Annotated in this window: 19 protein-coding genes and 1 pseudogene; 6 read left to right on the forward strand and 14 right to left on the reverse strand. The window is 33.1% G+C overall.

Annotated features, from left to right (window positions below; all coding sequences use genetic code 11):
- Nucleotides 1–174 precede the first annotated feature (174 nt).
- From AAC053_RS08295 to AAC053_RS08315, 5 genes are all read left to right on the forward strand, one after another.
- Nucleotides 175–735 carry a DUF2911 domain-containing protein gene (locus AAC053_RS08295; RefSeq protein WP_339755259.1) on the forward strand — a complete coding sequence of 187 codons (561 nt, stop codon included), beginning with the start codon at nucleotides 175–177 and terminating at the stop codon, nucleotides 733–735.
- Nucleotides 736–745: 10 nt separating this feature from the next.
- Nucleotides 746–1,831, forward strand: coding sequence for a methylmalonyl Co-A mutase-associated GTPase MeaB (gene meaB, locus AAC053_RS08300; RefSeq protein ID WP_339755261.1), 1,086 nt, complete (start codon nucleotides 746–748; stop codon nucleotides 1,829–1,831).
- 81 nt (nucleotides 1,832–1,912) lie between these two features.
- A complete protein-coding gene (locus AAC053_RS08305) occupies nucleotides 1,913–2,638 on the forward strand; it encodes a glycosyltransferase family 2 protein (RefSeq protein WP_339755263.1) in 726 nt (241 codons plus the stop codon).
- A gap of 1 nt (nucleotide 2,639) precedes the next feature.
- Nucleotides 2,640–3,263, forward strand: a complete 624-nt coding sequence (locus tag AAC053_RS08310; RefSeq protein ID WP_339755265.1) for a lipid-A-disaccharide synthase N-terminal domain-containing protein — start codon at nucleotides 2,640–2,642, stop codon at nucleotides 3,261–3,263.
- Nucleotides 3,256–4,908, forward strand: a complete 1,653-nt coding sequence (locus AAC053_RS08315; RefSeq protein WP_339755267.1) for a glycosyltransferase — start codon at nucleotides 3,256–3,258, stop codon at nucleotides 4,906–4,908. The genes AAC053_RS08310 and AAC053_RS08315 overlap by 8 nt, the downstream gene beginning before the upstream one ends.
- 69 nt (nucleotides 4,909–4,977) lie before the next feature.
- On the opposite strand, the gene AAC053_RS08320 is transcribed toward AAC053_RS08315, so the two are convergent.
- The 14 genes from AAC053_RS08320 to bshC all read right to left on the reverse strand — a co-directional run bounded on the left by AAC053_RS08320 (nucleotide 4,978) and on the right by bshC (nucleotide 22,470).
- Nucleotides 4,978–5,559: a phosphatase PAP2 family protein gene (locus tag AAC053_RS08320; protein ID WP_339755269.1), complete on the reverse strand. Its 582-nt coding sequence runs from the start codon at nucleotides 5,557–5,559 to the stop codon at nucleotides 4,978–4,980.
- A complete protein-coding gene (locus AAC053_RS08325; protein ID WP_339755270.1) occupies nucleotides 5,559–5,786 on the reverse strand; it encodes a hypothetical protein in 228 nt (75 codons plus the stop codon). The genes AAC053_RS08320 and AAC053_RS08325 overlap by 1 nt, the downstream gene beginning before the upstream one ends.
- Nucleotides 5,787–5,789: 3 nt before the next feature.
- Complete coding sequence (locus tag AAC053_RS08330) at nucleotides 5,790–7,172, reverse strand: MATE family efflux transporter (RefSeq protein WP_339755272.1); 1,383 nt, start codon at nucleotides 7,170–7,172, stop codon at nucleotides 5,790–5,792.
- A 69-nt stretch (nucleotides 7,173–7,241) separates the two neighbouring features.
- Nucleotides 7,242–8,183 carry a nitronate monooxygenase gene (locus AAC053_RS08335; protein WP_339755274.1) on the reverse strand — a complete coding sequence of 314 codons (942 nt, stop codon included), beginning with the start codon at nucleotides 8,181–8,183 and terminating at the stop codon, nucleotides 7,242–7,244.
- A 209-nt stretch (nucleotides 8,184–8,392) separates the two neighbouring features.
- Nucleotides 8,393–10,009 carry a S8 family serine peptidase gene (locus AAC053_RS08340; RefSeq protein ID WP_339755276.1) on the reverse strand — a complete coding sequence of 539 codons (1,617 nt, stop codon included), beginning with the start codon at nucleotides 10,007–10,009 and terminating at the stop codon, nucleotides 8,393–8,395.
- Between the two features lie 20 nt (nucleotides 10,010–10,029).
- Nucleotides 10,030–11,217 (reverse strand): tRNA 2-thiouridine(34) synthase MnmA, encoded by a 1,188-nt coding sequence (mnmA, locus tag AAC053_RS08345; protein ID WP_339755277.1) that lies wholly within the window; start codon nucleotides 11,215–11,217, stop codon nucleotides 10,030–10,032.
- A 283-nt stretch (nucleotides 11,218–11,500) separates the two neighbouring features.
- Nucleotides 11,501–12,211, reverse strand: coding sequence for a toxin-antitoxin system YwqK family antitoxin (locus AAC053_RS08350; protein WP_339755279.1), 711 nt, complete (start codon nucleotides 12,209–12,211; stop codon nucleotides 11,501–11,503).
- A gap of 147 nt (nucleotides 12,212–12,358) precedes the next feature.
- Nucleotides 12,359–14,260 (reverse strand): membrane protein insertase YidC, encoded by a 1,902-nt coding sequence (gene yidC, locus AAC053_RS08355; protein ID WP_339755281.1) that lies wholly within the window; start codon nucleotides 14,258–14,260, stop codon nucleotides 12,359–12,361.
- Between the two features lie 139 nt (nucleotides 14,261–14,399).
- The gene (locus AAC053_RS08360) at nucleotides 14,400–16,019 is read right to left on the reverse strand and encodes a CTP synthase (RefSeq protein ID WP_339755283.1); all 1,620 of its coding nucleotides are present in this window, start codon (nucleotides 16,017–16,019) and stop codon (nucleotides 14,400–14,402) included.
- A gap of 335 nt (nucleotides 16,020–16,354) precedes the next feature.
- On the reverse strand, nucleotides 16,355–16,582 hold the full coding sequence (locus AAC053_RS08365) for a DUF3820 family protein (RefSeq protein ID WP_339755285.1): 228 nt from the start codon (nucleotides 16,580–16,582) through the stop codon (nucleotides 16,355–16,357).
- Nucleotide 16,583: 1 nt separating this feature from the next.
- Nucleotides 16,584–17,129, reverse strand: a complete 546-nt coding sequence (locus tag AAC053_RS08370) for a DUF922 domain-containing protein (RefSeq protein ID WP_339755286.1) — start codon at nucleotides 17,127–17,129, stop codon at nucleotides 16,584–16,586.
- Between the two features lie 179 nt (nucleotides 17,130–17,308).
- Nucleotides 17,309–19,213, reverse strand: coding sequence for a LysM peptidoglycan-binding domain-containing protein (locus tag AAC053_RS08375; RefSeq protein WP_339755288.1), 1,905 nt, complete (start codon nucleotides 19,211–19,213; stop codon nucleotides 17,309–17,311).
- 58 nt (nucleotides 19,214–19,271) lie between these two features.
- On the reverse strand, nucleotides 19,272–20,807 hold the full coding sequence (gene guaA, locus AAC053_RS08380; protein ID WP_339755290.1) for a glutamine-hydrolyzing GMP synthase: 1,536 nt from the start codon (nucleotides 20,805–20,807) through the stop codon (nucleotides 19,272–19,274).
- A gap of 55 nt (nucleotides 20,808–20,862) precedes the next feature.
- Nucleotides 20,863–22,470 (reverse strand): bacillithiol biosynthesis cysteine-adding enzyme BshC, encoded by a 1,608-nt coding sequence (gene bshC, locus AAC053_RS08385; protein WP_339755291.1) that lies wholly within the window; start codon nucleotides 22,468–22,470, stop codon nucleotides 20,863–20,865.
- A gap of 150 nt (nucleotides 22,471–22,620) precedes the next feature.
- On the opposite strand from bshC, the pseudogene AAC053_RS08390 reads away from it, so the two are divergent.
- Nucleotides 22,621–24,288, forward strand: a pseudogene (locus AAC053_RS08390) (M14 metallopeptidase family protein); the annotation flags it as partial.
- Between the last annotated feature and the right edge of the window lie 82 nt (nucleotides 24,289–24,370).

The following is a 24,370-nucleotide window of genomic DNA, read 5'->3' on the forward strand; positions in this document are numbered from 1 at the left end:
AAAATATATTTAGTGCTTTTAAAACTATTGCTATATTGAAGCCTGAATAGTTACGATTTGCTTAAAATTAGACGTTTGTACTCTATAAATTTAGGGATTTGAATTATCTTTAAATTCTGAATGTCTAATTTGGCATTTCGTTAATAAAACTGAATTACCTTAAGATTAACTACTATGCTAAAACGCCTCCTTATTATTCTGTCTTTAATGGCACTAGGCTTACTTATATACTCCGTATTTGTTGAAAATATTTTCTCTCCTCGTTTAAGCCCGAAAGACTCTGCTAAAATTTCACTAAATGACTTAGATATAAAAGTAGAATACAACAGACCTTCTAAACGAGAACGTGAAATCTTTGGTGCATTAGTTCCTTTTGATAAGGTTTGGAGAACTGGAGCTAATGAAGCGACCACATTTTCTTGTAATAAAGATTTGATCATAGATGGAATGCTTTTAAAGAATGGGAAATATACTATTTGGACAGTACCAATGGATACATCTTGGAAAGTGATGTTTAATTCTAAACAATATGAATGGGGAGTAAATGAAAAAATGATACCAATGTGGGATCCTAATTACGATGTAATTGAAATTGAAGTCCCAACAAAACAATTAGAGGAAACCGTTGAAGAATTTACTATTGCTTTCGATAATACTACAGGGAATTTAAAACTCACTATGGCTTGGGACACCACTAAAATTGAAGTTCCGATTGAAGAATCTAAAAAACCATAACTAATCTAAGGTGGCAAAAAAAAACCAAACATATAAATCTGCTCTAAAAGAGCAAAATGGTATTTCACCACCTGAATCATTAAGTTCTGATTCTGCCAAAACCATAAAGGCTAATCGTAAAAAACAACCTTCTATTGAAGATTTAGTTTCTGGGATTACATCTAGAAACATTTCTGCTTTGAGTCGTGCGATAACATTAGTTGAAAGCACAAATTCTACCCATACCAAAAAAGCACATGATATTATCACAGCTTGCTTGCCTTATGCTAACAATTCTATAAGAATTGGTATCACAGGTGTTCCTGGAGTTGGCAAAAGTACTTTTATTGAAGCTTTTGGATGTTATTTAACAGACTTAGGTAGAAAAGTAGCAGTCTTGGCTGTAGATCCTAGTAGTAGTTTAAGTAGAGGTAGTATTTTAGGTGATAAAACCCGAATGGAAGACTTGGTAAAAGACAAAAACGCTTTTATTAGACCTTCACCTTCTGGTGATTCTCTTGGAGGTGTTGCCAGAAAAACTAGAGAATCTATTATTCTCTGTGAAGCTGCAGGTTTTGATACTATTATCATTGAAACAGTTGGTGTTGGGCAAAGTGAAACTGCTGTGCATAGTATGGTTGATTTCTTTTTACTCTTAAAATTAGCTGGAGCTGGTGATGAATTACAAGGTATAAAACGTGGTATCATAGAAATGGCAGATGCAATTGTAATCAATAAAGCAGATGGTGAAAACGTGAAAGCTGCTAAATTAGCTAAAGTTGAATTTAATAGAGCCTTACACTTATATCCCTCAAAAGCATCTGGTTGGTCTCCAAAAGTATCACTTTGCAGCGCCTTAAAACAAAAAGGCATTTCTGAAGTTTGGGATATGATTGAAGATTATAGATCTACAACATCTTCAAATCATTATTTTGAAGTTAATAGAAATAATCAAAACACATTTTGGCTACTTCAAACTATTGAAGAACGCTTAAAATCCAATTTTTATAATTCCTCTAAAATTAAAGCAGAATTAAAATCTCAAATAGAATTGGTTGAAGCAGGTAAAACAACTCCTTTTGCTGCTGCTGAATATTTATTAGGCCTATCTAATTGATTCCTTTTTGGGATTAAACCAACAGGCTTTCCTTGTAATGTACAAAAACGATATTTTTGCACATACTAAGCAATCAATCGAATGATGTATAAGTTTACTATTGTAGTTCCTGTTTATAATGAAGAGGAAAATTTAGAACGTTTAGAAACAGAACTTTCTAACTATCTTAAAATTGCAACAGTACAAACATCTATCCTTTTTGTTAATGATGGTTCTAAGGATAAGAGCCAAACATTAATTGAAACGATATGTAAGCGTAACGAAGCCTTCGAATACATTTTATTTAAAGAAAATAGAGGATTAAGTGCTGCTATAAAAGCTGGCTTTGATTATGTTGACTCTGAGTTGGTTGGCTATATCGATTCCGATTTACAAACTGCGCCAGAAGACTTCAATATTCTTTTAGAACATATTAACACAAACGAATTGGTTACGGGAGTACGCTTTAACAGAAAAGACTCTTTTGTTAAGAACATGTCTTCTAAAATTGCGAACGGCATTAGACGTACTTTTACACATGATGGTATGGATGACACTGGTTGTCCGCTAAAAGTCATCAAAACAGAATACGCCAAACGTATTCCAATGTTTAGAGGTTTGCATCGTTTTTTACCTGCGATGATTATGTTACAAAACGGACGTGTTACTCAGATAACGGTTCAACATTTTCCTAGGATAGCAGGTACTGCAAAATTTGGACTATGGAATCGACTTTTAGGACCACTTATGGATTGCTTCGCTTATCTATGGATGAAGAGAAAATATATTAATTACGAGGTCGAAAAATCGAGCAAACACAACTCATAATTTGAAAGACTGGATAATTTACAGTATTGGTTTTTTAGCTCAGATTTTATTTTCTTCTCGGCTAGTCATTCAATGGGTTACTTCCGAAAAACAACGTAAGGTTATCACACCTACAACCTTTTGGACGCTTAGCTTAGTTGCTTCTTTCCTATTGTTTATTTATGGCTATTTACGATTAGATTTTGCCATTATGCTTGGTCAAAGTTTAACGTATTTTATCTATATCAGAAACCTACAATTACAAGGGCAATGGCAAAAATTTCCGAAAGTTGTTCAATATTTATTATTCATAGTTCCTATTCTTATTGTTGTGTTCTATTACAATAATAACAAAATAGACATTGAGCTTTTATTTAAAAATGAAGCTATTCCGCTTTGGTTGTTAATTCTTGGTATTGTGGCTCAAATCATTTTCACATTACGTTTTGTCTATCAATGGATTCATTCTGAACGCAATAAAAAATCTACATTACCTATGGGATTTTGGGTTTTGAGTTTAATTGGAGCCTTAATGATTTTGAGTTATGCCATCATTAGAAAAGATCCTGTACTTTTTATAGGTCATTTATTTGGCTTAGTTATTTATGTACGTAATGCTTATTTAATAAGACAAACCAATGATTAAACTCATAGAAAAATATCCTATACTAAGTCTGTTCCTTTTTGTAATTGTGATGCTTGGTTTTACGATTGATGCAATTCCTGTTAGTATTATGGAAGCACGAAATTTTATTTCAGCGAGAGAAATGCTGACAGATAATAATTGGATTTTAACCACCATGAATGGTGAAGCTCGTTACCAAAAACCTCCTTTACCAACATGGATAACAGCAGCATTCGGATTTGTTTTTGGAATTAAATCAGTCCTAGCATTACGATGGCCAGCCCTACTTTTTTTAGCAAGTATTGGCATATCAACTTATCTTTTATCTAAAAAATTAGAGCTTACAAAATCTCATAGTTTAATAAATGGGTTTGTTGTACTGACATCTTTTTATATTATAGGTATTACAATTGAAGCGCCATGGGATATTTACACACATGGTTTTATGTTATTGGCTTTATTTCAATTATTTCAGTTGTTTCATAATGCTAAAACATCAATTTTAAATAGCATCCTGTTTGTGCTCTTTTTAGCAGGTTCAGTTTTATCAAAAGGTCCGGTTTCACTTTATGTATTGTTTTTACCATTTGTTACTGCTTATGGTATTGCATATAAATTTAAAGGTGGAACACTTCATTTTTTAAAACTGATTAGCCTTTTAGTATTCGGTATTGTATTAGGTGGTTGGTGGTATTTTCATGTACGTGTTGCAGACCCAGAAACTTTCACAGCTATTGCAGAACGTGAAACATCTAACTGGAGTAGTTATAACGTTAGACCATTTTATTATTACTGGAGTTTCTTTGTTCAAAGTGGTTTATGGACAGTACCAGCTTTTATTAGTTTACTTTATCCTTATCTAAAATCTAGAGTTTCAAATTTAAAAGCCTATCGATTTAGTTTCTTTTGGACGATTATTGCAGTGATACTTTTATCTATTATACCCGAAAAAAAATCACGCTACTTAATGCCTGTATTAATTCCTTTAGCTATCAATATTGGGTTTTATATTGAGTATTTGATTAGGGAATTCAATAACATGAAATCGAAAAAGGAAACTATTCCTGTTTATTTTCAATTTGGATTAATTGGTGTTATCGCTTTATTTTTTTGGATTTCTGGATTCTTTTTTGGTCCGTTTTTAACAGGGTTTGTTTTAATACGATTCATCCTAATTTCTATTGTTTTACTCATCATAGGAGTCTTCATCTTTAAAAAACTGAAAGAAAAAAATATCAAAATAGTATTCTACTTAATTATTGCCTTTATGCTAAGTATTGGCTTCTTAGCTGTGCCGTTAACACAAGTTCAAGAACAAGCGAATTATAAACCAGTGTCTCAACTAAAATCGCAAAGCTTTCAAGTGATAGGTTTTGGCTATTCGGATTATCTATCACTTTACAGTTTAGATTACATAGCTCCAGAAGTGATTTATAATTATGGCGATAAAATCCCAAGTATTAGAACTAGTGAAGGCTATATTATTCCGAATGAAAGACAATTCTGTTTATTAACTAATAAGGCCAATCCTGAAACTATAGAATCACTTTCAAACTTATATAAGATTGAATTTTTAGAGACTTACGATTTAAACTTTTCTGCTAAGGCATCTAGAGGTTACAAAACAAGATTGGTAAATAAGCTATACAAACTAACAAGAAAATAAATAAAGGGCTATTATGCTCTTGAACGAAGTTAGTTCAACTTATAAATTTAAAAATGCTTTTAGCAGTTTTTAAACTTTAGTTTCACTAATAAACCTTTTAAGTAGGTACTTATTCAACTTATAGAATCCAAAACCTGCAAGTGCACCAAATGTCATTCCGCATACAATATCTAGAGGATAATGTACACCAACATAGATGCGACTATATGCCACAATAAAGCTCCAAAACAAGAGAATAATAATGAGGTTCTTAAAGTAAGGCCGTAGAACCAAACCTCCGAAAACAGCGGCTCCCATAGAATTAGATGCGTGCCCAGAAAAGAAACCATAACGTCCACAACGCTCTGCAATATAACGCATACCTTCATCGATTAGTGAATCTAATCTACAGGGTCTTGGTCGCATAAAACCATGTTTAAAAGCATTTGTAATTTGGTCTGTAAACGTAACCATAGCCGCTATTACAATAACCATTATCAATAAAGATTTTAATCCATATTTTTTATATATAAGAAATAAAAGAATGGCATATAAAGGTACAAAAGTAAATTTATCAGTGATGACTAACCATAATCCATCCCAAGTAGAAGACCCAAGTTTATTTAGGTATAAAAAAAGCTCTGTATCTAATTCTAAAAGTTGTTCTATCATTAGTTGTCGTAACGTTCTATTTCTCTATCGTAAAAATCTGTAGCTTGTTGAATGTAGCTTTCCGTTTCAGTCTCCAATTCTTTTTCGTCATGCTGATCAAACTCTTCAAACCACTCTACTTCATCGTTTTCAAGATTGATTATAAATCGCGGAAATTCTGTATGTATAATAAAAATCGCGTCTGGATGATCTGTATTGTCACCTAAAATGAACTTCGGTAATTCCATATTCTAACTTTTGTCTTGTTGCAAAATTAAACGCTTTGTGAGATAATTAAACCTAAAATACAATAAAATTGCAGCGACACTTAATCCTGCTAAAAGTCCTAACCAAATTCCTAGACTTCCATAAGCCTCTTCTTTACCTAAAAAATAACTTATAGGGAATCCAATAACCCAATAAGAAATGAAGGTTATTATTGTCGGAATCTTAACATCTTGCAGTCCACGCAAAGCACCAAGTGTAATAACTTGAAGACTATCACTAATCTGAAAAACAGCCGCAGCCAATAATAAGGTTGCTGCAATTTTTACAACCTCAGCAGTATCAAGTGCATTAGTGGGATCGTCTAAATCGACATATAAATCGGGAAGCATAGTATGAAAAAACACAAAGAACAAAGCAAACACAAGAGCGAAAACAAAGCCTACTAAAAATATAGATTCTGCAATACGCTTTAAAGCTTTAAAGTCTTTTAACCCTTTCTGATTACCAACTCTTATCATTGCAGCTACACTTAAACCGATGGCAACCATAAAGGTCATAGATGATAAGTTTAATGCAATTTGATTCGCAGCCTGTGCGTTTGCTCCTAAAGTTCCGCTTAACCAAATGGCTGCAGTAAAAATTCCAACCTCAAAAAACATTTGCATGGCACTTGGCAGACCTAAATTGCTTAATTTTTTAATTGGTTGTTTACTAAGCTTAAAGAATTTTATATTAGTAACATAACCTTTCGATTTATCGCGTTTTGCTAATAACCACCATAGATAAAACAGCATCACAAATCGTGATACTAAGGTACCTACGGCTGCTCCAACAATGCCCATTTCTGGAAAACCAAACTTGCCAAAGATTAAAACGTAATTGATAACTACGTTTAAGATATTTGCCACAATAGTAGCATACATTGGGTATTTAGTTAATGACAGTCCGTCACTAAATTGCTTAAAGGCTTGAAATATAATTAATGGTACTAAGGAAAAAGCGACTAAATCTAAATACGGAATGGCTAACTCTACCACTTCTTCTGGCTGATCCATTACGTACATTAACGGTTTTGCCAATAGCAACATTAAAAACAGTAATACACCTAAAACAGTACATAGAAAAAATCCATGTTTAAAAACTGATTTCCCTTTGGTAAAGTTTTTTTCTGAATCTGCTTCTGCTACTAAAGGTGTTATTGCCGTAGAAAACCCAATTCCTAAAGACATGGCTATAAAAATAAAACTATTACCTAAAGATACTGCTGCCAATTCTGCAGCTCCCAATTGCCCAACCATAACATTATCTACAAAACTCACAAAGGTGTGCCCAAGCATACCTAAAATAACAGGAGATGCTAGTTTAAGGTTGTATTTAAATTCTTTGGTGTAGTTACTTAAAACCATGGCGCAAAAATAGTGCTTAGGTTTTAGTTGTACGAATTAATTTATTCGTTTTGATTTTGAATAAATATATTATAGTGAATTAACATTTTGCTTCGCCTCCTCAAACTCACCAACCATATCTGCAACAATTTCAGCAACCGATTTTACATCATGGATTAAACCAGCGATTTGGCCAATTTCTAATTCGCCATCGTCTAAATCTCCTTCAAACATGCCACGTTTGGCTCTTGCTCTACCTAATAGTTCTTTAAGTTGCTCTGGAGTTGGTGCTGTTTTATAGAGTTCTTGTAATTCGTTGTAGAATTTGTTTTTTATAAGTCTAACTGGTGCTAATTCTTTTAAAGTAAGTTGTGTATCTCCTTCTTTGGCATCTACAACTACTTGTTTAAAGGCTTGGTGTGCTGAGGATTCTTCGCTGGCTACAAACCGGCTTCCTACTTGTACTCCATCAGCTCCTAAAACCATACAGGCTAACATGGCTTTTCCTGTGGCAATTCCTCCCGCTGCGATTAGCGGAATTTGTAATTTCTCTTTCACCATCGGAATTAACGTTAAAGTGGTAGTTTCATCACGTCCATTATGTCCACCTGCTTCAAATCCTTCTGCAACAATCGCATCGACTCCTGCATCTTGTGCTTTTAAAGCAAACTTCACACTACTCACTACATGCACTACTGTTATGCCTTTATCTTGTAACCATTTGGTCCATGTTTTTGGGTTTCCGGCAGAAGTGAAAACAATCTTTACTCCTTCTTCAACAATAATATCTATAATCTCAGTGATATTAGGATATAACATCGGTACATTAATTCCAAATGGTTTATCTGTAGCAACTTTACATTTCTGTATGTGCTCTCGCAAAACTTCGGGATACATAGAGCCAGCACCAATAAGACCTAAAATTCCTGAATTACTCGCAGCTGATGCAAGTCTCCAACCACTATTCCAAATCATTCCTGCTTGAATAATTGGATATTTTATATTGAAAAGCGTTGTTATTCTGTTCACCATTTATTCTTTTATGATTTTGTATGTATTAAACATTTTAATAAAATTCGTCAATTCGAGTGAATTTCACGAGTGATAACGAGTGAAATTTGTATCGAGAATAAAAATTTCAACTAAAATTTGTTCTGGATACAATTTTTTTGTTCCTCAAAATCACTCGGACTGACGTTTCTTCTTCTTTGTTAATTCAAAATCTATAACGGATATTTCATTTATTGCTTTATAAATTTGAATGTTTTTGAACTTGATGATGAAGATAGTTTCAATAGATATATTCCTATTGACAATTCTGAAACATTTAATGCTTGAAAACCATCTTGAACAAATCCACTAAACACATTTTGCCCTAACTGATTATAGATTAAAAATTCAACCAAATTAGTACTTTGTGGAATCTTAATATTTAATTCATCATTAGCAGGATTTGGATAAAAACTAAAGTCTTCAATCAGATTTTCTTCGATAGATAACGCTATACTTCTTGCTAAATCTAAATCTGGAATACCATAACCTAACAAATCATCTGGAGTATTATATTGAGAAGCCGACTGCCTAACATAATCCATCACTTCTGTTGGAGAAGCATTAGGAATCGCTTGCCACAAAGAAGCAATGCCACCACAAAGAATTGGCCCACTAAATGAGGTGCCATTATTTTGAGTAATGCTGTTATTTTCGTCTATAACATACGCATTACCAGCTCTAGCAACCACATCTGGTTTTTGATAACCTACTTGAGCAGCTCCACCTTGCGAACTAAAAGACACATAATCGCCATTAGCGTCTACACCACCAATGGACAATACATCTGGAGAATCTGCTGGTGCACCAACCGTTTGCCATGCTGTTGCACCTGCATTACCAGCGCTAACAACGACAAGAATTCCTTTTTCAACGGCTATTGAAGCACCTCTAGAAATAAAAGCCACCTGACCATTCATATCAGCTGGTGTATAGTTATAATTAGAATTATCATATACTCTATAACCTAAAGATGTATTAATCATATCCACTCCTAAACTATCTGCACGTTCAGCCGCTTCTACCCAATAACTTTCTTCTACAGGAGTTTCACTTCCAGCATCTTCGGTTAAAAATAAATAATAGGAAGCATCTGGAGCTGTACCAACAAACTGGTCTTGTATATAACCTGCCATATCACTTAGTACTCTTGTACCATGCGAACTTGCTACACTAGCATAAACATCGGGATTTCGATTTACAAAATCATAGCCATTTAGCAAATCACTATTATCTCTTAATCTCTGAAATGCTCCCATCGTATTCACATTTGGAAAGCCAGAGTCCATAACTGCAATAGTTATACCTTCTCCAGTATAATCTGAAACATGCAAATTATCTGCATTAATCATTTCTATCTGATTCTGTGTATCACCATAAATAAAAATTTCATTCTCATCTTCTATATCTGTTTTATCTTGAATCGCTTGAGAACGAGATTCTGTATCTAGGCCATTATCAGCAAAATCAATACTATCTACATAAGTTAGACCACCTAATGCATTAATATCTACCTCAGTTCCTCTCACATGTACCGCATTAAACCACTTGGATTTTGCCAAAACTGTAATACCTGTTTGGGTCTTTAATTCTGAAATATAAGCTTCATTGACAGGTACATCTCTAGCATCGATAGCGATATTATGGTTCTGTTTTCTATCTATTGATTTTTGAGTAAGTATTGTAATAGGATTTGATAAACCTGCTGACACATTTGGTTTATCAGTAAGGTAAATCCAAGCATCTTCTTGGGAGTAGCTGTTTATTGTGATAAAGAGCAATAAAAGCATGGTTAATTTTCTAATCATAGCTTTCCGTTTATTGCAATTTAAGAAATTACTCCTGAACCTAGCAATTCATCTTCTAGGTACCAAGCAACAAACTGTCCTTCTGTAATTGCAGACTGTTTATTTTTAAACTCAACATACAAGCCTGAAGCTACTTTATGAAGTGTTGCTTTTTCTAGGGCTTGTCTATAGCGAATTCTTGCTAAGACTGACATGGTTTCCCCTTCAGATAAAGCAAGATCTTCTCTAACCCAATGCAATTCTTCATTGGTTACAAACAATACATTTCTATATAAACCAGGATGATCTTTTCCTTGTCCTGTGTATATCACATTCTCTTCTACATCAGTGTCAATGACAAAAAGTGGTTCCTTTGTGCCACCAACAGCCAAACCTTTTCTCTGACCTTTTGTAAAATAATGTGCACCTTGATGCTGACCTACTACTTTTCCGTCAGATAAACTATAAACAGGCTTTTGAGATAAAAACTCTAATTCATTTTCTTTTGAATTGAATGCAGGAGTTATTCTACTATATGTTTCAAACGATTCATCTACTTCAACAATATTACCTTCTTTTGGTTTAAGTTTTTGTTGAAGAAATTCTGGAAGTCTCACTTTACCAATAAAACATAAACCTTGAGAGTCTTTCTTTTCTGCAGTAATTAAATTTTGGGCTTTTGCAATTTCTCTAACTTGTGGTTTGGTTAATTCTCCAATAGGAAATAAGGCTTTTGCCAATTGTGCCTGAGATAATTGGCACAAAAAATATGATTGATCTTTATTATTATCTGAACCAGCCAAAAGTTGATGTATCTCTTTACCCTCTTTAGTAATTGTTCCTTTTCTGCAATAATGACCAGTGGCAACAAAATCTGCACCCAATTCTAAAGCGATATCCATAAAGACATCGAACTTTATTTCGCGATTACATAATACATCCGGATTTGGAGTTCGCCCTTTTTCGTATTCATTAAACATATAATCGACAATACGCTCTTTGTATTGCATACTTAAATCTACGGTTTGAAAAGGAATCCCCAATTTATCAGCTACCAACATCGCATCATTACTATCTTCTAACCAAGGACACTCATCTGATATGGTTACAGAATCATCGTGCCAGTTCTTCATAAAAAGACCTATAACATCGTAACCTTGCTCTTTTAAAATATAGGCAGCAACGCTTGAATCTACTCCTCCGGAAAGTCCTACTATAACACGTTTCATATTTATTTACTAAACTATTTATTTGAACTTCATTTAGAGTGATTTTTTCAAAAAATTCTTATTGAGAACAGTATGAAACTAAATTCTTATTTTCGACACAAATTTCACTTATTTCAATTGTGAAATTCTCTCGAAACCACAAATTCATTCAAAATGATAAAGACTTAATTATTATTCCAAACTTTATTGTTTGTTAGAAAAAACCTTGGCAAAATTACAAAATAAAAAAGGCAATCCTACTAAGATTGCCATACCGAAAAACTATACGTTAAATAACCTTAATCTATTGTTTTTTCCAAATTACTTTTTGATTAGTGTAATCTATCTTCCTGGTTAATATACCAGCTTTATAATATAACCAAATGCCTTTTTTCTGATCTTCGATATAATTACCTTCTGTTGTTACATTTCCTTCTGAATCATAGTTAATGGATTTACCATGATGCAGGTTATCTTTATAATTAGTATATCGCAATAATATATTCTTTTCTGAGAACCATTTAGATTCACCATTCAATTTTCCATTTTTATAAAACGCTTTTTCTGCAACCAAACCATTTTTATAAAAAACAAAACGCTCACCTTCTAATAAACCATCATCGTTAAAATTCTCCACAATCATTTTAGCAGTTGAATTTTTATGAAAATAAATCCATTTCCCAATAAACTTTTTACCATTCATTTGTCCTTGGCTAATAATTTTCTTATTGGATGCAAAAAAAGTTACTTTAGCTAAACTATCCTTCTCATTAAATATTTTTACTGCGCTCAAAACACTTTTCCCTGTAGATAAAGTGTAATATTTAAACGAGTCTATTTCCTTACCATGATTAAAAACACCTTCATATCTCTTTTGATTGGTTTTGTGATAATTTTTAGTCCATAAACCATGACGTTGACCATCCTTGTTGTATTGGTTAACTGATTTTTGAGCAAGACTAATAGAAAAAATTAATGTAGCAATTACACTTAAGTATATTTTTTGTTTACTCATTATATTTATTTTTGGAAACAAATTAAAGGCTTCTATATGTTAAACAATTTTAAAGCTTAAAAAAAATATTCTTTTTTATGCTGTTCGTTAAAACATAAAAACCGTTTAACAATAAGTAAAACGGCTTTTAATTAATAATTATTATTCTTATTTCTTTCCTTTTTGTTGCGCTTGCTTTTGTTGCTCAGCTTGAGCCATCATATCTGACATTTTCTTCTGAAACTTGTTTTGTTTCTTGGGCTTTGTCTTACTTACTTCAATCTTAGCTAAAACTTTATCTTCATCAATGATATAGTTTTTAATCACTAACATAATACCAATACTAATTAAGTTTGAAATAAAGTAATATAAACTCAATCCAGATGCATAGTTATTAAAGAAAACTAACATTAGTAAAGGTGAAAAGTAAATCATATACTTCATCATCTTACCCATATCTGGCATCCCTTCTTGTGTTGGCTGCGTTGCCATTTGCTGTCCTGTTGTCATTTTCATGTAAAAGAAAATTGCTACAGCAGCTAATATTGGAAATAAACTTACGTGGTCTCCGTAAAATGGAATAGTAAACGGTAAATCTAAAACAGAATCGAAAGAACTTAAATCGTCTGCCCAAAGGAAGCTTTTTTGTCTTAATTCAAAAGCTGTTGGGAAGAACATAAATAAAGCATAGAACACAGGAATTTGCATTAAACCTGGCAAACACCCACTTAATGGACTTGCACCAGCTTTGCTCTGTATTGCCATGGTTTCTTGCTGTGCTTTTAATTTATTGTCCTTATACTTTTCTCTTACAGCGTCTAATTCTGGTTTTAAGATTTTCATCTTTGCCTGAGACAAAAACTGCTTATATTGTACAAATGACAGTACTATTTTTACCAAGATTGTCATCACAATAATTGCAATACCATAAGGCAAAAATCCGCTAAGAAAACCAAACAATGGAATAAAAATAGCTTTATTAATCCAACCAAAAATCCCCCAACCAAATGGAATACTTTCGTCTAAACCTTTTTCGTAAGTCTTTAGAGTCTTAGCTTCTGTTGGCCCATAATACAACCCTAAATTCTTATTAAGTTCACCTCCATTATAAGCCAGTGGGAATTTTGAAGTGTATATTTTAGTAAAAAGAGTGTCTATTTCTTCATCTTCTACTAAATTTTTAGACGTCATAGCCACATCTTTAAAAGGACTATCATTTGCTATTAATATAGAACTAAAGAAAAATTGCCTGTAGGATAACCATTCTACATTATCAGCGGTTTCATCATCATCTCCCATTTGAGATAACTTATCAATCTTATCTTCATCGTGTCTATACGTTAACCTTGTATAGCGATTTTCGTAAGTTATACTTTTTGCATGTCTAATACTTTTTTGTTTCCAATCTAAAGTAATAGGCTGTGATGTATTAAACACACCGCTTAAGCCTTGAGACTTGATTGAAAAATCAATCATGTAATCATTTGGCTTTAACTCGTAACGGTATTCTAGAAATGCCGTTTCAGAAACTTTAAGTTTCATCGACACCACAGTATTTTCTCCATTCTTAGTAATGCTAGGTTGAAAAGGAAAATCTTGCGTATTTAAAGTACGATTATCAGAAGTACCAAATGTGATATTAAAAGCACTATTCTGATCTTTTACCAAATAAATTGGCACCGAATCATAGTCCACAAAATTCCTCAATTTCACCTGAGCTAAGTGACCACCTTTAGCATTAAACTTTAATTCAAAAACATCAGTATTAACAGTCGTTAGATTATTTGATGCAGAAGGTAATGTTAATGCATAAGCAAAAGAACCTACCTTATTTTGAAGTGCTACCTGCTGAGCAGAATCTAATACTTTAGTATTAATATAATCTTCAGATGTTGTTACTAAAGCTTCATTTTGTTTACTTTCTTTTTGTTCTACCTCAACCTGCTCTGCTTGCTTTTTAGCTTCAATCTCCTCAGGTGTTGGACTGTTTTGATACATTATATATAATAAGATTCCAAAAATGAGTACGAAACCTATTATAGACTTAACATCGAATTTCTTTTCTTCCATTGATTATCAGTTTTAGACCTGTCAGGTTTTTTATGATGAGCTTGATTCAGTATCTGAATCAAACAGGTCTTATGTGGTAATAGTTAAATAACTCAAATAGTTATCCAAAGTTTATTTTGCGCCAAAGTGGCACGTTATTTTATTGTTTTTTTTTCTTAAATTTTAGTGCTGCACTAACGAACGACACAAATAATGGATGTGGGTTAGCAACTGTGCTCTTGTATTCTGGGTGGTATTGTACACCAACAAACCAATTATGACTCGGTATTTCGATAATTTCTACTAAACCTGTTTCAGGATTTAAACCTGTAGCTTTCATACCAGCGGCTTCAATTTGTGCTTTATAATCGTTATTAAACTCAAACCGATGTCTGTGACGTTCTTTTATGTTGGTTTTACCATAAACCTTATAAGCAATACTATCTTCATTAATTTGGCAATCCCAAGCTCCCAAACGCATTGTTCCGCCTTTGTTGACAACATTCTTTTGAGATTCCATTAGATTAATGACTGGGTATTTAGTGTTGGCATCCATCTCAATAGAGTTGGCTCTTTTTAGCTTAAGCACATTTCTAGCATATTCTATAACTGCCATTTGCATCCCTAAACAAATTCCTAGAAACGGTATATTATGCTCACGTACATATCTAACTGCCTCAATTTTCCCTTCAATTCCTCGCTCACCAAAACCAGGTGCCACCAAAACACCATCTAGGTGCTTTAATTTAAACTCTATATTGTTTTTGTTTAAATATTCTGAATGAATAGACTCTACTCTTACCTTTACTTCATTTTCTGCACCTGCATGAATAAAAGCTTCTAATATAGATTTATATGAATCCTGTAGCTCTACATATTTACCAATTAAACCAATAACAACTTCGCTCTTAGGGTTTTTATGGCGCTTCAAAAACTCGTTCCAACGACTTAAATCTGGCACATCACTCTTTAAGTTTAGCTTATCTAAAACAACTTTATCTAAGCCTTCTTCTAGCATTAAATTAGGGACGTCATAAATTGTTGAAGCATCTATAGACTGTATTACAGCTTCCTTTTTTACATTACAAAAACGTGCTAGTTTTGCTTTTAAGCCATCGTTCAGTTCATGCTCTGTTCTACAGACTAAAATATCTGCATGCACTCCACTCTCCATTAGTGTTTTAATACTGTGCTGTGTTGGCTTAGTTTTTAATTCACCTGCCGCAGACAAGTATGGAATTAATGTTAAATGAATAACCAAAGCATTGTTATCTCCCAAATCCCATTGCAATTGGCGCACTGCTTCTATATATGGCAAGGATTCAATATCGCCTACAGTTCCTCCAATTTCTGTGAGAACGATATCATAATCACCCGAATTACCTAAAATCTGAATTCTATGTTTTATTTCGTCTGTAATATGTGGAATTACTTGAACGGTTTTACCTAAAAATTCTCCGCGTCGCTCTTTGTCTATAACACTTTGATATATTCTACCAGTAGTAACATTATTCGCTTGGGAGGTTGGTACGTTTAAAAAACGTTCGTAATGCCCTAAATCTAAATCCGTTTCAGCTCCATCATCAGTTACATAACATTCGCCATGTTCGTAAGGATTTAAAGTACCTGGATCGATGTTGATGTATGGGTCTAATTTCTGAATTGTTGTTCTGTAACCTTGAGCCTGTAAGAGTTTAGCCAAAGATGCTGCTATGATGCCTTTTCCGAGGGAAGAAGACACTCCTCCTGTTACAAAAATATATTTAGGGGTTGTGGTCATGTTGCGTTGTTAAACGCAGGCAAAATTACAAAATTTAATGAGTTATTGAGTAATTGTTTAAGGTTTGTTGATATGTTCCTTTTCAAGCTTTTAAAACACTGCTTTTGTATAGCTTACTTCTAGTTTTAGTTGTATTCTTCCTTTGCAAGGAAAATATATAAGTTCTAGATACAGAAAAGATTGCTTTTTATCTACTTAGATTAAATTAAGTACTAGACTTTCTAAAAAAAATTAAACTAATTTCGTTTAACGCCTAATAATAAACACTTATACTGAGCTTGTTGAAGTATTGAAACGATTTTTTAACATAGACTATTAAACGAAACCAAAAAGTTTTACTTCTTAAAATTACGTTTAATGTTATAAATCAATTCCTCAAGGCCATTCATTTTAATTTCGTACATCTGTGTCATCATTCTGCCAAGTTTCCCTTCAGGAAATCCTTTTTGCTTAAACCATACATAGTAGTATTCGGGCACATCTACTAGGTATCTATCTTTGTATTTGCCAAAAGGCATTTTATAATGTGCTAACTCTATGAGTGCTTCTTTGCTGCCTTCCAAATTATTGAGACTTATATTTGTCTAATTCTTTCAGCTCTTCTTTTATAAACGTTTCCCATTGCTTTTGCATTTCCTTATTTATGGAATGATTGCTTTGCACATCGTAACGCTTTTGGGTTTCACTAACAGCTTTATTAGTTGAAGTATGCAAGCGTTGCATCTGTTCTCTCACATTTTGGTTTACTACTAATCGTTCTAACTGCTGCCTAAATTTACGAGTGTACAGCTCAGTAATATCAAAATGTAATTGCTCGTGTCCTAGAATATAGGCATCACCTTTATCTTTTAGATACCATGATTTATTAGAATAAAAATGCGCTTCTACAGTTACGGAAAAATCAATGATTCTTCGACCAGATGTTTTAACGGAATAGCCAAAGGTTATACCAGAGGCGGTTAATGCCACTGCATCAGAATCTGTATTTGGATTCGCTTTAAAGTCTGCCCAAGTTAATTTGCGCGACTCGTTCCATGTCATGGTTTCTTCGGTAGTGCTTTTACCAAGAAAAAGAAACAAAAGACAAAATATAAGATGTTTTATGTGCATGTATTATCTATTAATAGTAACTCTTTCTATAGCTTAATGAGAAATATTTCTGTAGAAGAAAAACGTTTCACAATAGCCAATATCGCCTTTGAGTAAATTTGTTATAATGCGTTTTTCATTTTTATAAGCACTCACTAATTTAAAATGTAACCAAAGCAATTATTAACATTGTAAAAAGTTTAATTAGCCTTCACAATTCTTAAATCGTCGTATTTTACGATGTAAACTGCTTTATTGACATAACCACCAAACAATGCTTTATTATATCTAAATTTATTTTCGATGTACTCTGTTTCAATGTCGTCACTAGACGCTTCGTATAAATTATCTTCAGATGCGAGACGCATTAAAATATCTAAAGTAATGTCAAAACCACGAGCTACATATTTGCTCGGAGATACACCATATTCTTTTCTGTATGCTCTAACAAAAGCATTCGACTTACTTTCATCAAAATCTTTGTTTACTGATGGGTAATGAAATTTGAGGTTAGATAAATTATTGTTATCTATATCTTTACCTTCAAAGGCTTTATTCTTATCTAAAGTTGCTAATACAATTTCGGTTTCGTCAACAATTAAGCCATTAAGCAGACTAATAACACTAGACGCAAATGAATTACTGCTTGTTTCTAAAAACACAATGGTTTTACCAGCTGCAAACACGTTTTCTAAATCTGTTGGATATATAAAGAAAGCATCCTTAGGGTTCTTCTCATCCTTTCTCGAAAATATCAATTTTGCATTTGCAAACTCATCTTTTAAAGCTCTACTAGAAGCACTATGTGCCTGATCTGAAATAATAACAACTTTAGATTTTAAGCTATCGGCTTTTACAAAATCGATCATTGTTTTTCGTAATAACTTATCCTCTGGAATAGTCTGAAACACATTACTATAAACCTCTTTAGGCTTATTCATTGCAGCAATCACTGGCACTCTATCTCCTTTTAGTGCTAATGCTACCCGATTAAAACTTTCTTCTTCTAATGGACCAATAACAGCATCGTAATCTGAAAAATCATTATCCCCTAATAATTTACCTATAGTAGATACTTGGTAACGTGTGTCTAAAACCTTTAAATCTGTTGAAATACCCAATTGTTTTGCAGAATCTAAAGCCATTATTAAGCCAATATGAAAATCTAAAACAATAGATAATCTCCTGCTGTTTTTAATCATGTCCTTAGTCTCATTTATGGAATCCACATCAATTCTGTTTAATTGATATGGCATCATTAAAGCCAATTTTTTTGTCTTAAAATTCTTTAAGTTACTTTCTAAATTTGTAACTTCTACATTGATTAAACTACCAGCAACATTAATATTTGAAGGTATTTTTAAAACTGCTCCTACTTTTAAATCTGTTTCTTTTAGCTCAGGATTTAATTCCTCTAATTCCTCTTGTGATAATCCTAATTTTACTTTTAGTCTGTAAAAACCTTCCTTTGGTAAAACTTCATAATAGTTGTAAGCAGATTCGATAAGCTTTTCTTCCTTATCCGAAATATTAGGCACATTAAGCTCGTCTCCTGGCTGAATAACGTCGTTCATTCCTGGGTTTAGATCTTCTAACTCAGCAACTGTAATACCGAATTTGTAAGCAATTCTCCACTTCCCTTCTTTAGGTTCAACTTTATATTTTTTAACTGTATTATTTAGCGTCTGCTTAGATATAACTGTTCTGTATTTCGGAATTCTGATTTTATCTCCTTTTTTAAGGTTTTCAGAATACAAAGAGCGATTTGCTTTCTTAATTTCATCCTCAGTAACGCTGTATTTTTGAGCTAAACCATATAAGGTTTCTTTACGTTTTACTTTATGCTTTTTATACCCAATAAGTTCTCGAACCTCCTCTTCAATAGGAGTGTTTTTAATTTTAGAATTAGGAATAATTAAAACCGTATTGGGTTGAATTTTTGACTTTGCATCAGGATTTAAGGCATAAATATCAAAGGGTGTTACTAAATATTTCTTAGCAATACTTTCAATAGTCTCACCCGTTTTCACTTTGTGCTCTTTATAATTTTGAGCACTAAGAGTTATAGTGAAAGTAATTAATATAATGGTTAAAATGTGTTTCATCTATTCTGTTTTAACAATCCTATTCTTGGAAACAAATTTAGCACATAAGTCACTAATTCTATTCCCATTCAATTGTTGCTGGTGGTTTAGAGCTTATATCATATACAACTCTATTTACACCTTTAACTTTATTTATAATTTCATTTGAGGTTTTTTGCAAAAACTCATATGGTAAATTCACCCAATCTGCAGTCATTCCGTCTGTGCTTTCAACAGCTCTTAAAGCTACACACTTTTCGTAAGTACGCTCATCTCCCATTACACCAACACTATTAACTGGTAATAACATTGCACCTGCTTGCCATACTTTATCGTACAAATTCCAAGAACGAAGATTATTTATAAAAATAGCATCGACCTCTTGTAATATACGTACTTTCTCAGGAGTTAGATCTCCAAGAATACGGATTGCTAAACCAGGACCAGGAAAAGGGTGTCTTCCTAATAATTCTTTTTCCATATCCATAGAAGCACCAACACGTCTTACCTCATCTTTAAACAAGGCTTTTAATGGCTCAACAATCTTCAACTTCATAAAGTCTGGCAAACCACCTACATTATGATGACTCTTTATCGTTGCACTTGGTCCACCTGTTGCCGAAACACTTTCAATAACATCTGGATAAATAGTGCCTTGCGCTAACCATTTTACATCTTGTATAAGATGTGCCTCATCATCAAAAACTTCAATAAACGCGCGACCTATTGCCTTTCTTTTTTCCTCTGGATCACTCTTACCAGCTAAGGCATCCAAAAAGCGTGCCGAAGCATCTACACCTTTAACGTTTAATCCCATGCCTTCGTATTGCTGTAGCACATCTTCGAATTCATTTTTTCGAAGTAAGCCGTTATTAACAAAGATACAATAGAGGTTTTTTCCTATTGATCTATGCAATAACATTGCTGCAACTGAAGAATCAACTCCACCTGATAGACCTAAAACGACTTTATCATCTCCTAATTGTTTTTTAAGTGCTTCTACTGTCTCATCAACAAATGAATCTGGAGTCCAGTCTTGCTCAATTTTTGCAATATGCAACAAGAAATTTTCTAGCAATTGTTTTCCGTCTTTAGAATGATACACTTCTGGGTGAAACTGAATTGCATACGTCGTTTCTCCATCAATTTTATAGGCTGCATTTACCACATCGTGGGTACTTGCAAGCAAAACACCGTTTGATGGTAGTTTTTTAATGGTATCACTATGACTCATCCATACTTGGCTTCCTATAGAAATTCCAGAGAAAAAGTCTTCATCTTCCTTTACAAAATTCAAATTTGCTCTACCATATTCTCTAGTATTAGATTCTGCCACTTCTCCTCCAGAAAAATGCGCTAAATATTGTGCTCCATAGCAAACAGCTAGCATTGGTTTATTCCCTCTTATACCTGAAAGCTTTGGATGTAAAACATCTTCTCCTCTTACTGAGTTAGGGCTACCAGATAAAATAACGGCTTTAAAGCTTTCTATATTTGTTGGGGTTTTATTGAATGGATGGATTTCGCAGTAGATATTTAATTCTCTAACGCGACGCGCAATAAGCTGTGTGTATTGCGATCCGAAATCTAAAATTAGGACTTTGTTGTGTTGCATGCGCAAAAATACTAATTGCAGCTAAAATTAAAACAACAAGAGAATAAATTTTACATCAAATTGTTAACACTAAAAACTCACCTTTTAAGGGTTCTAAAGCTTTAATTAGTTTTGGTATTAATTGTTCTCCATATTCCAAGTACAATTCAGAAAAATTAGTGTTTCTTTCTTGTAAACTTTGACCAGGAAATAACTGCTCTTGCAATTCTGTGCAACGACTTATTTGATCTTCTAATTTCTTTTTCTGAGCTTTAAGCAAACGTTTTTCAAGATTTTTTATGCCTTTTATCTGTTTCTCCTCTTGGGCTTTTACAGCTCCTAAAAAAGATTTATCGGTTTGCTCTGCTATTTGGTGTAAATCTTTAAATTGTTGTTCTAAATGCTGAATTTGCGATGAAAAATCAACATCAATATTCGAGATTTTTCTAACATTTTTATTGATATATGAATTTCTGTCTAAAAATAAATCTTTATTAGAAATATTCAATTTCTCAAGTTTCTCTGCTTGTTTTGTAGTTTTTACTACAGCCGAATTTCTTAGCAATAACATAGGAAATGTAATTTGTTGCGCTTCAAAATTAGATTTTAACTGTAACCAGTATATCATTTCTCCACCTCCGCCAATGTAGCAGAGATTGGGTAAGATTACTTCTTGGTATAATGGTCGCATTATTACATTTGGGGAAAAACGCTCTGGATGCTCATTGAGATGTTCTAATATTTCACTCTTATTCCATGAGATGCTGGTGTTGTTTATTTTAAATTTATCATCTTCAAAAACAATACGTTCGCGCAAACCTTCATCTATGTAAAAGAAATTAATCTCTCTTGGGTTTACTTGAATTTTTAAGCCTAAATCTTCAAGTGTTTTATTGGTTTCTAAAACATGCTTAAAAGCCGTTTGATCCACTAATTCTTTTTCAATATTCGGTATAAACAAATGCTTCAAATCTTTATGATCTGAATCTAATATTACTAAACCATGTTCACCAAATAATTCGTTTGCCAAATAACGAGTTGTATCAGCTAAATTAGCATGATTCAAATAACCTTCTTTAAACCATTCTTTTAACTGTTCTGCATTTTTTCCTAACCCAAATTCTGCTGAAACAATTTCAAAAACAGCATCTAACCCTTCGGTACTAAAATGACCTACAGCGCCAGTTTGCTTAGAATTCCATTGAATTTTTTTTCCTTTAAAATTGAAATAATTGATTTCTTCAAAATCATGATCTTCCGAAGCCATCCAGTAGATAGGTACAAAATTGTATTCAGGATATTCCTCTTTGAGTTGCTTCGCAAGATTTATAGCTGAAATAATCTTATACAAAAAGTACAATGGACCTGTAAATAGATTTAATTGATGACCTGTCGTTATTGTAAATGTCTCTTTTGACTCTAGGGACTCAATATGTTCTAATGTTAAATCTGAAGTTTTAACAGAAGAGTATTGTTCCTTAAGTACATTTACAAGTGTTTGTCTCCCTTTGTGCGAAAAAGTTTTTGATTTCTCATCTATCTGAGGCTTAAAGTTTTCTAGGTTGGGAAAACGATTATAGAGTTGACGTAACTCTGGCTTTTCATTTAAATAATCACAAATAAAATCAGAGAAGTAATTCGTTTCTCTAAATGGAATATAGTTGGTTAATTGGTTTGAACTCATTTAAACTTTAGAATTGGCCAGTTGCCATTTTAAATTCATATGTTAATAAAGGCATAAATATAAGACTCTTCATTTTTTTAACTGCTAATTTTTAGTTAATTCGCCTGTGCTATGTATCTTTACTAGCATTTGAACCAAACTTTTTCTTAAATGCAAAAATTATTTGTTATTCTACTTGTCGGATTAAGTTTACAAACCTTATCCTTTGCTCAAAAAATTCAATCTCCAAATGCCTTTTTAGGTTACGACATAGGTACAGAATTTAGTCGTCATCATCAAGTTGTTGATTATTTTAAGGCTGTTGCCAATGCGTTACCAAATCAGGTTAAGCTTGAGCAATATGGTAAAACAAACGAGCGAAGACCTTTATACCTGGCTTATGTATCTAGTAAAGCGAATATTAAAAATCTCGAAACCATTAGAGAAAATAATCTAAAAAACACAGGTTTGTTAGAGGGTTCACCAACAGCTACAGATGTTGCTATTGTTTGGTTAAGTTATAATGTACATGGTAATGAAGCATCGAGTACTGAAGCTGCTATGTTAACGCTATACAAGCTACTTACCGAACGTAAAGATTTACTAGAGAATACAGTTGTTATTATAGACCCTTGTATTAATCCCGATGGCAGAGATCGCTATGTCAATTGGTATAATGAAACTGCAAGTCAGCCATATGATATAGACAGGCAAGCAAGTGAACATAATGAGCCTTGGCCTGGTGGACGACCAAATCATTATTTATTTGATCTTAACAGAGATTGGGCTTGGGCAACGCAAGTAGAAACTCAAACTCGGCTTATTGCATACAATAAATGGATGCCACATATTCATGTCGATTTTCATGAACAAGGCATTAACGAACCTTATTATTTTGCACCTGCTGCAGAACCGTTTCATGAAATTATTAGTGATTGGCAAAGGGATTTTCAAACTGAAATAGGAAAAAACCACGCCAAATACTTTGATGCTGAGGGTTGGCTATTCTTTACCAGAGAAAGTTTCGATTTGTTATATCCTAGTTATGGAGATACGTAACCTACATATATGGGAGCTATTGGTATGACTTACGAACAAGGTGGACATGGCATGGCCGGATTAGGTGTTTTGAATGACGAAGGACACGTCTTAACTTTAGTAGAACGTATAACACACCACACAACAACAGGAATTTCAACGGTTGAAATCGCTTCGAAAAACGCCAAAAAGTTAAATTCTGAATTTGCTAAGTTCTTTGATAATTCTAACTTAGAATATAAAAGTTATGTTGTAAAAGGGAATACTGATAAAATAAATAGTCTTAAAATGCTTTTAGATAAGCACAACATCGCTCACGAAAACCCAAATACCAAAACAGTTTCTGGCTATAACTATAAAACAGGGCAACAAGGCACAATGAATGTTACCAATGAAGCAATGGTAGTTCATACCAATCAACCTAAGGGAAAAATGGTAAAGGTATTGTTTGAGCCAGATGTTAAACTTACAGATTCATTAACCTATGATATTACTGCATGGTCAGTCCCTTATGCTTATGGCCTAGAAGCAATTGCAAGTACAACAAAAGTAACCAGTAACAAATTACTGGAACGCAAATCGCTTCAGGTATTAAATGATGCTTACGGCTATGTGAGCAAATGGAACTCTTTAAATGATGCTCAATTTTTAGCAGAATTATTAAAGCAAAATTTCAGAGTGCGTTTTACTGAAAAGCCTTTTTCTTCTGCTGGTAATAAATTTAAACGTGGATCCTTAATAATTACAAAAGGAGACAATAAGCATATAGAGAACTTTTTAGCTACATTAAATAGCATTGCACAAAACTATGCACAGCCATTAAATAAAATGGCTAAGTTCTAACTTAGATATGTGTTATCTTTGTTAAAAATGCTATTATATG

Source organism: uncultured Winogradskyella sp. (assembly GCF_963975125.1).
GTDB lineage: Bacteria > Bacteroidota > Bacteroidia > Flavobacteriales > Flavobacteriaceae > Winogradskyella.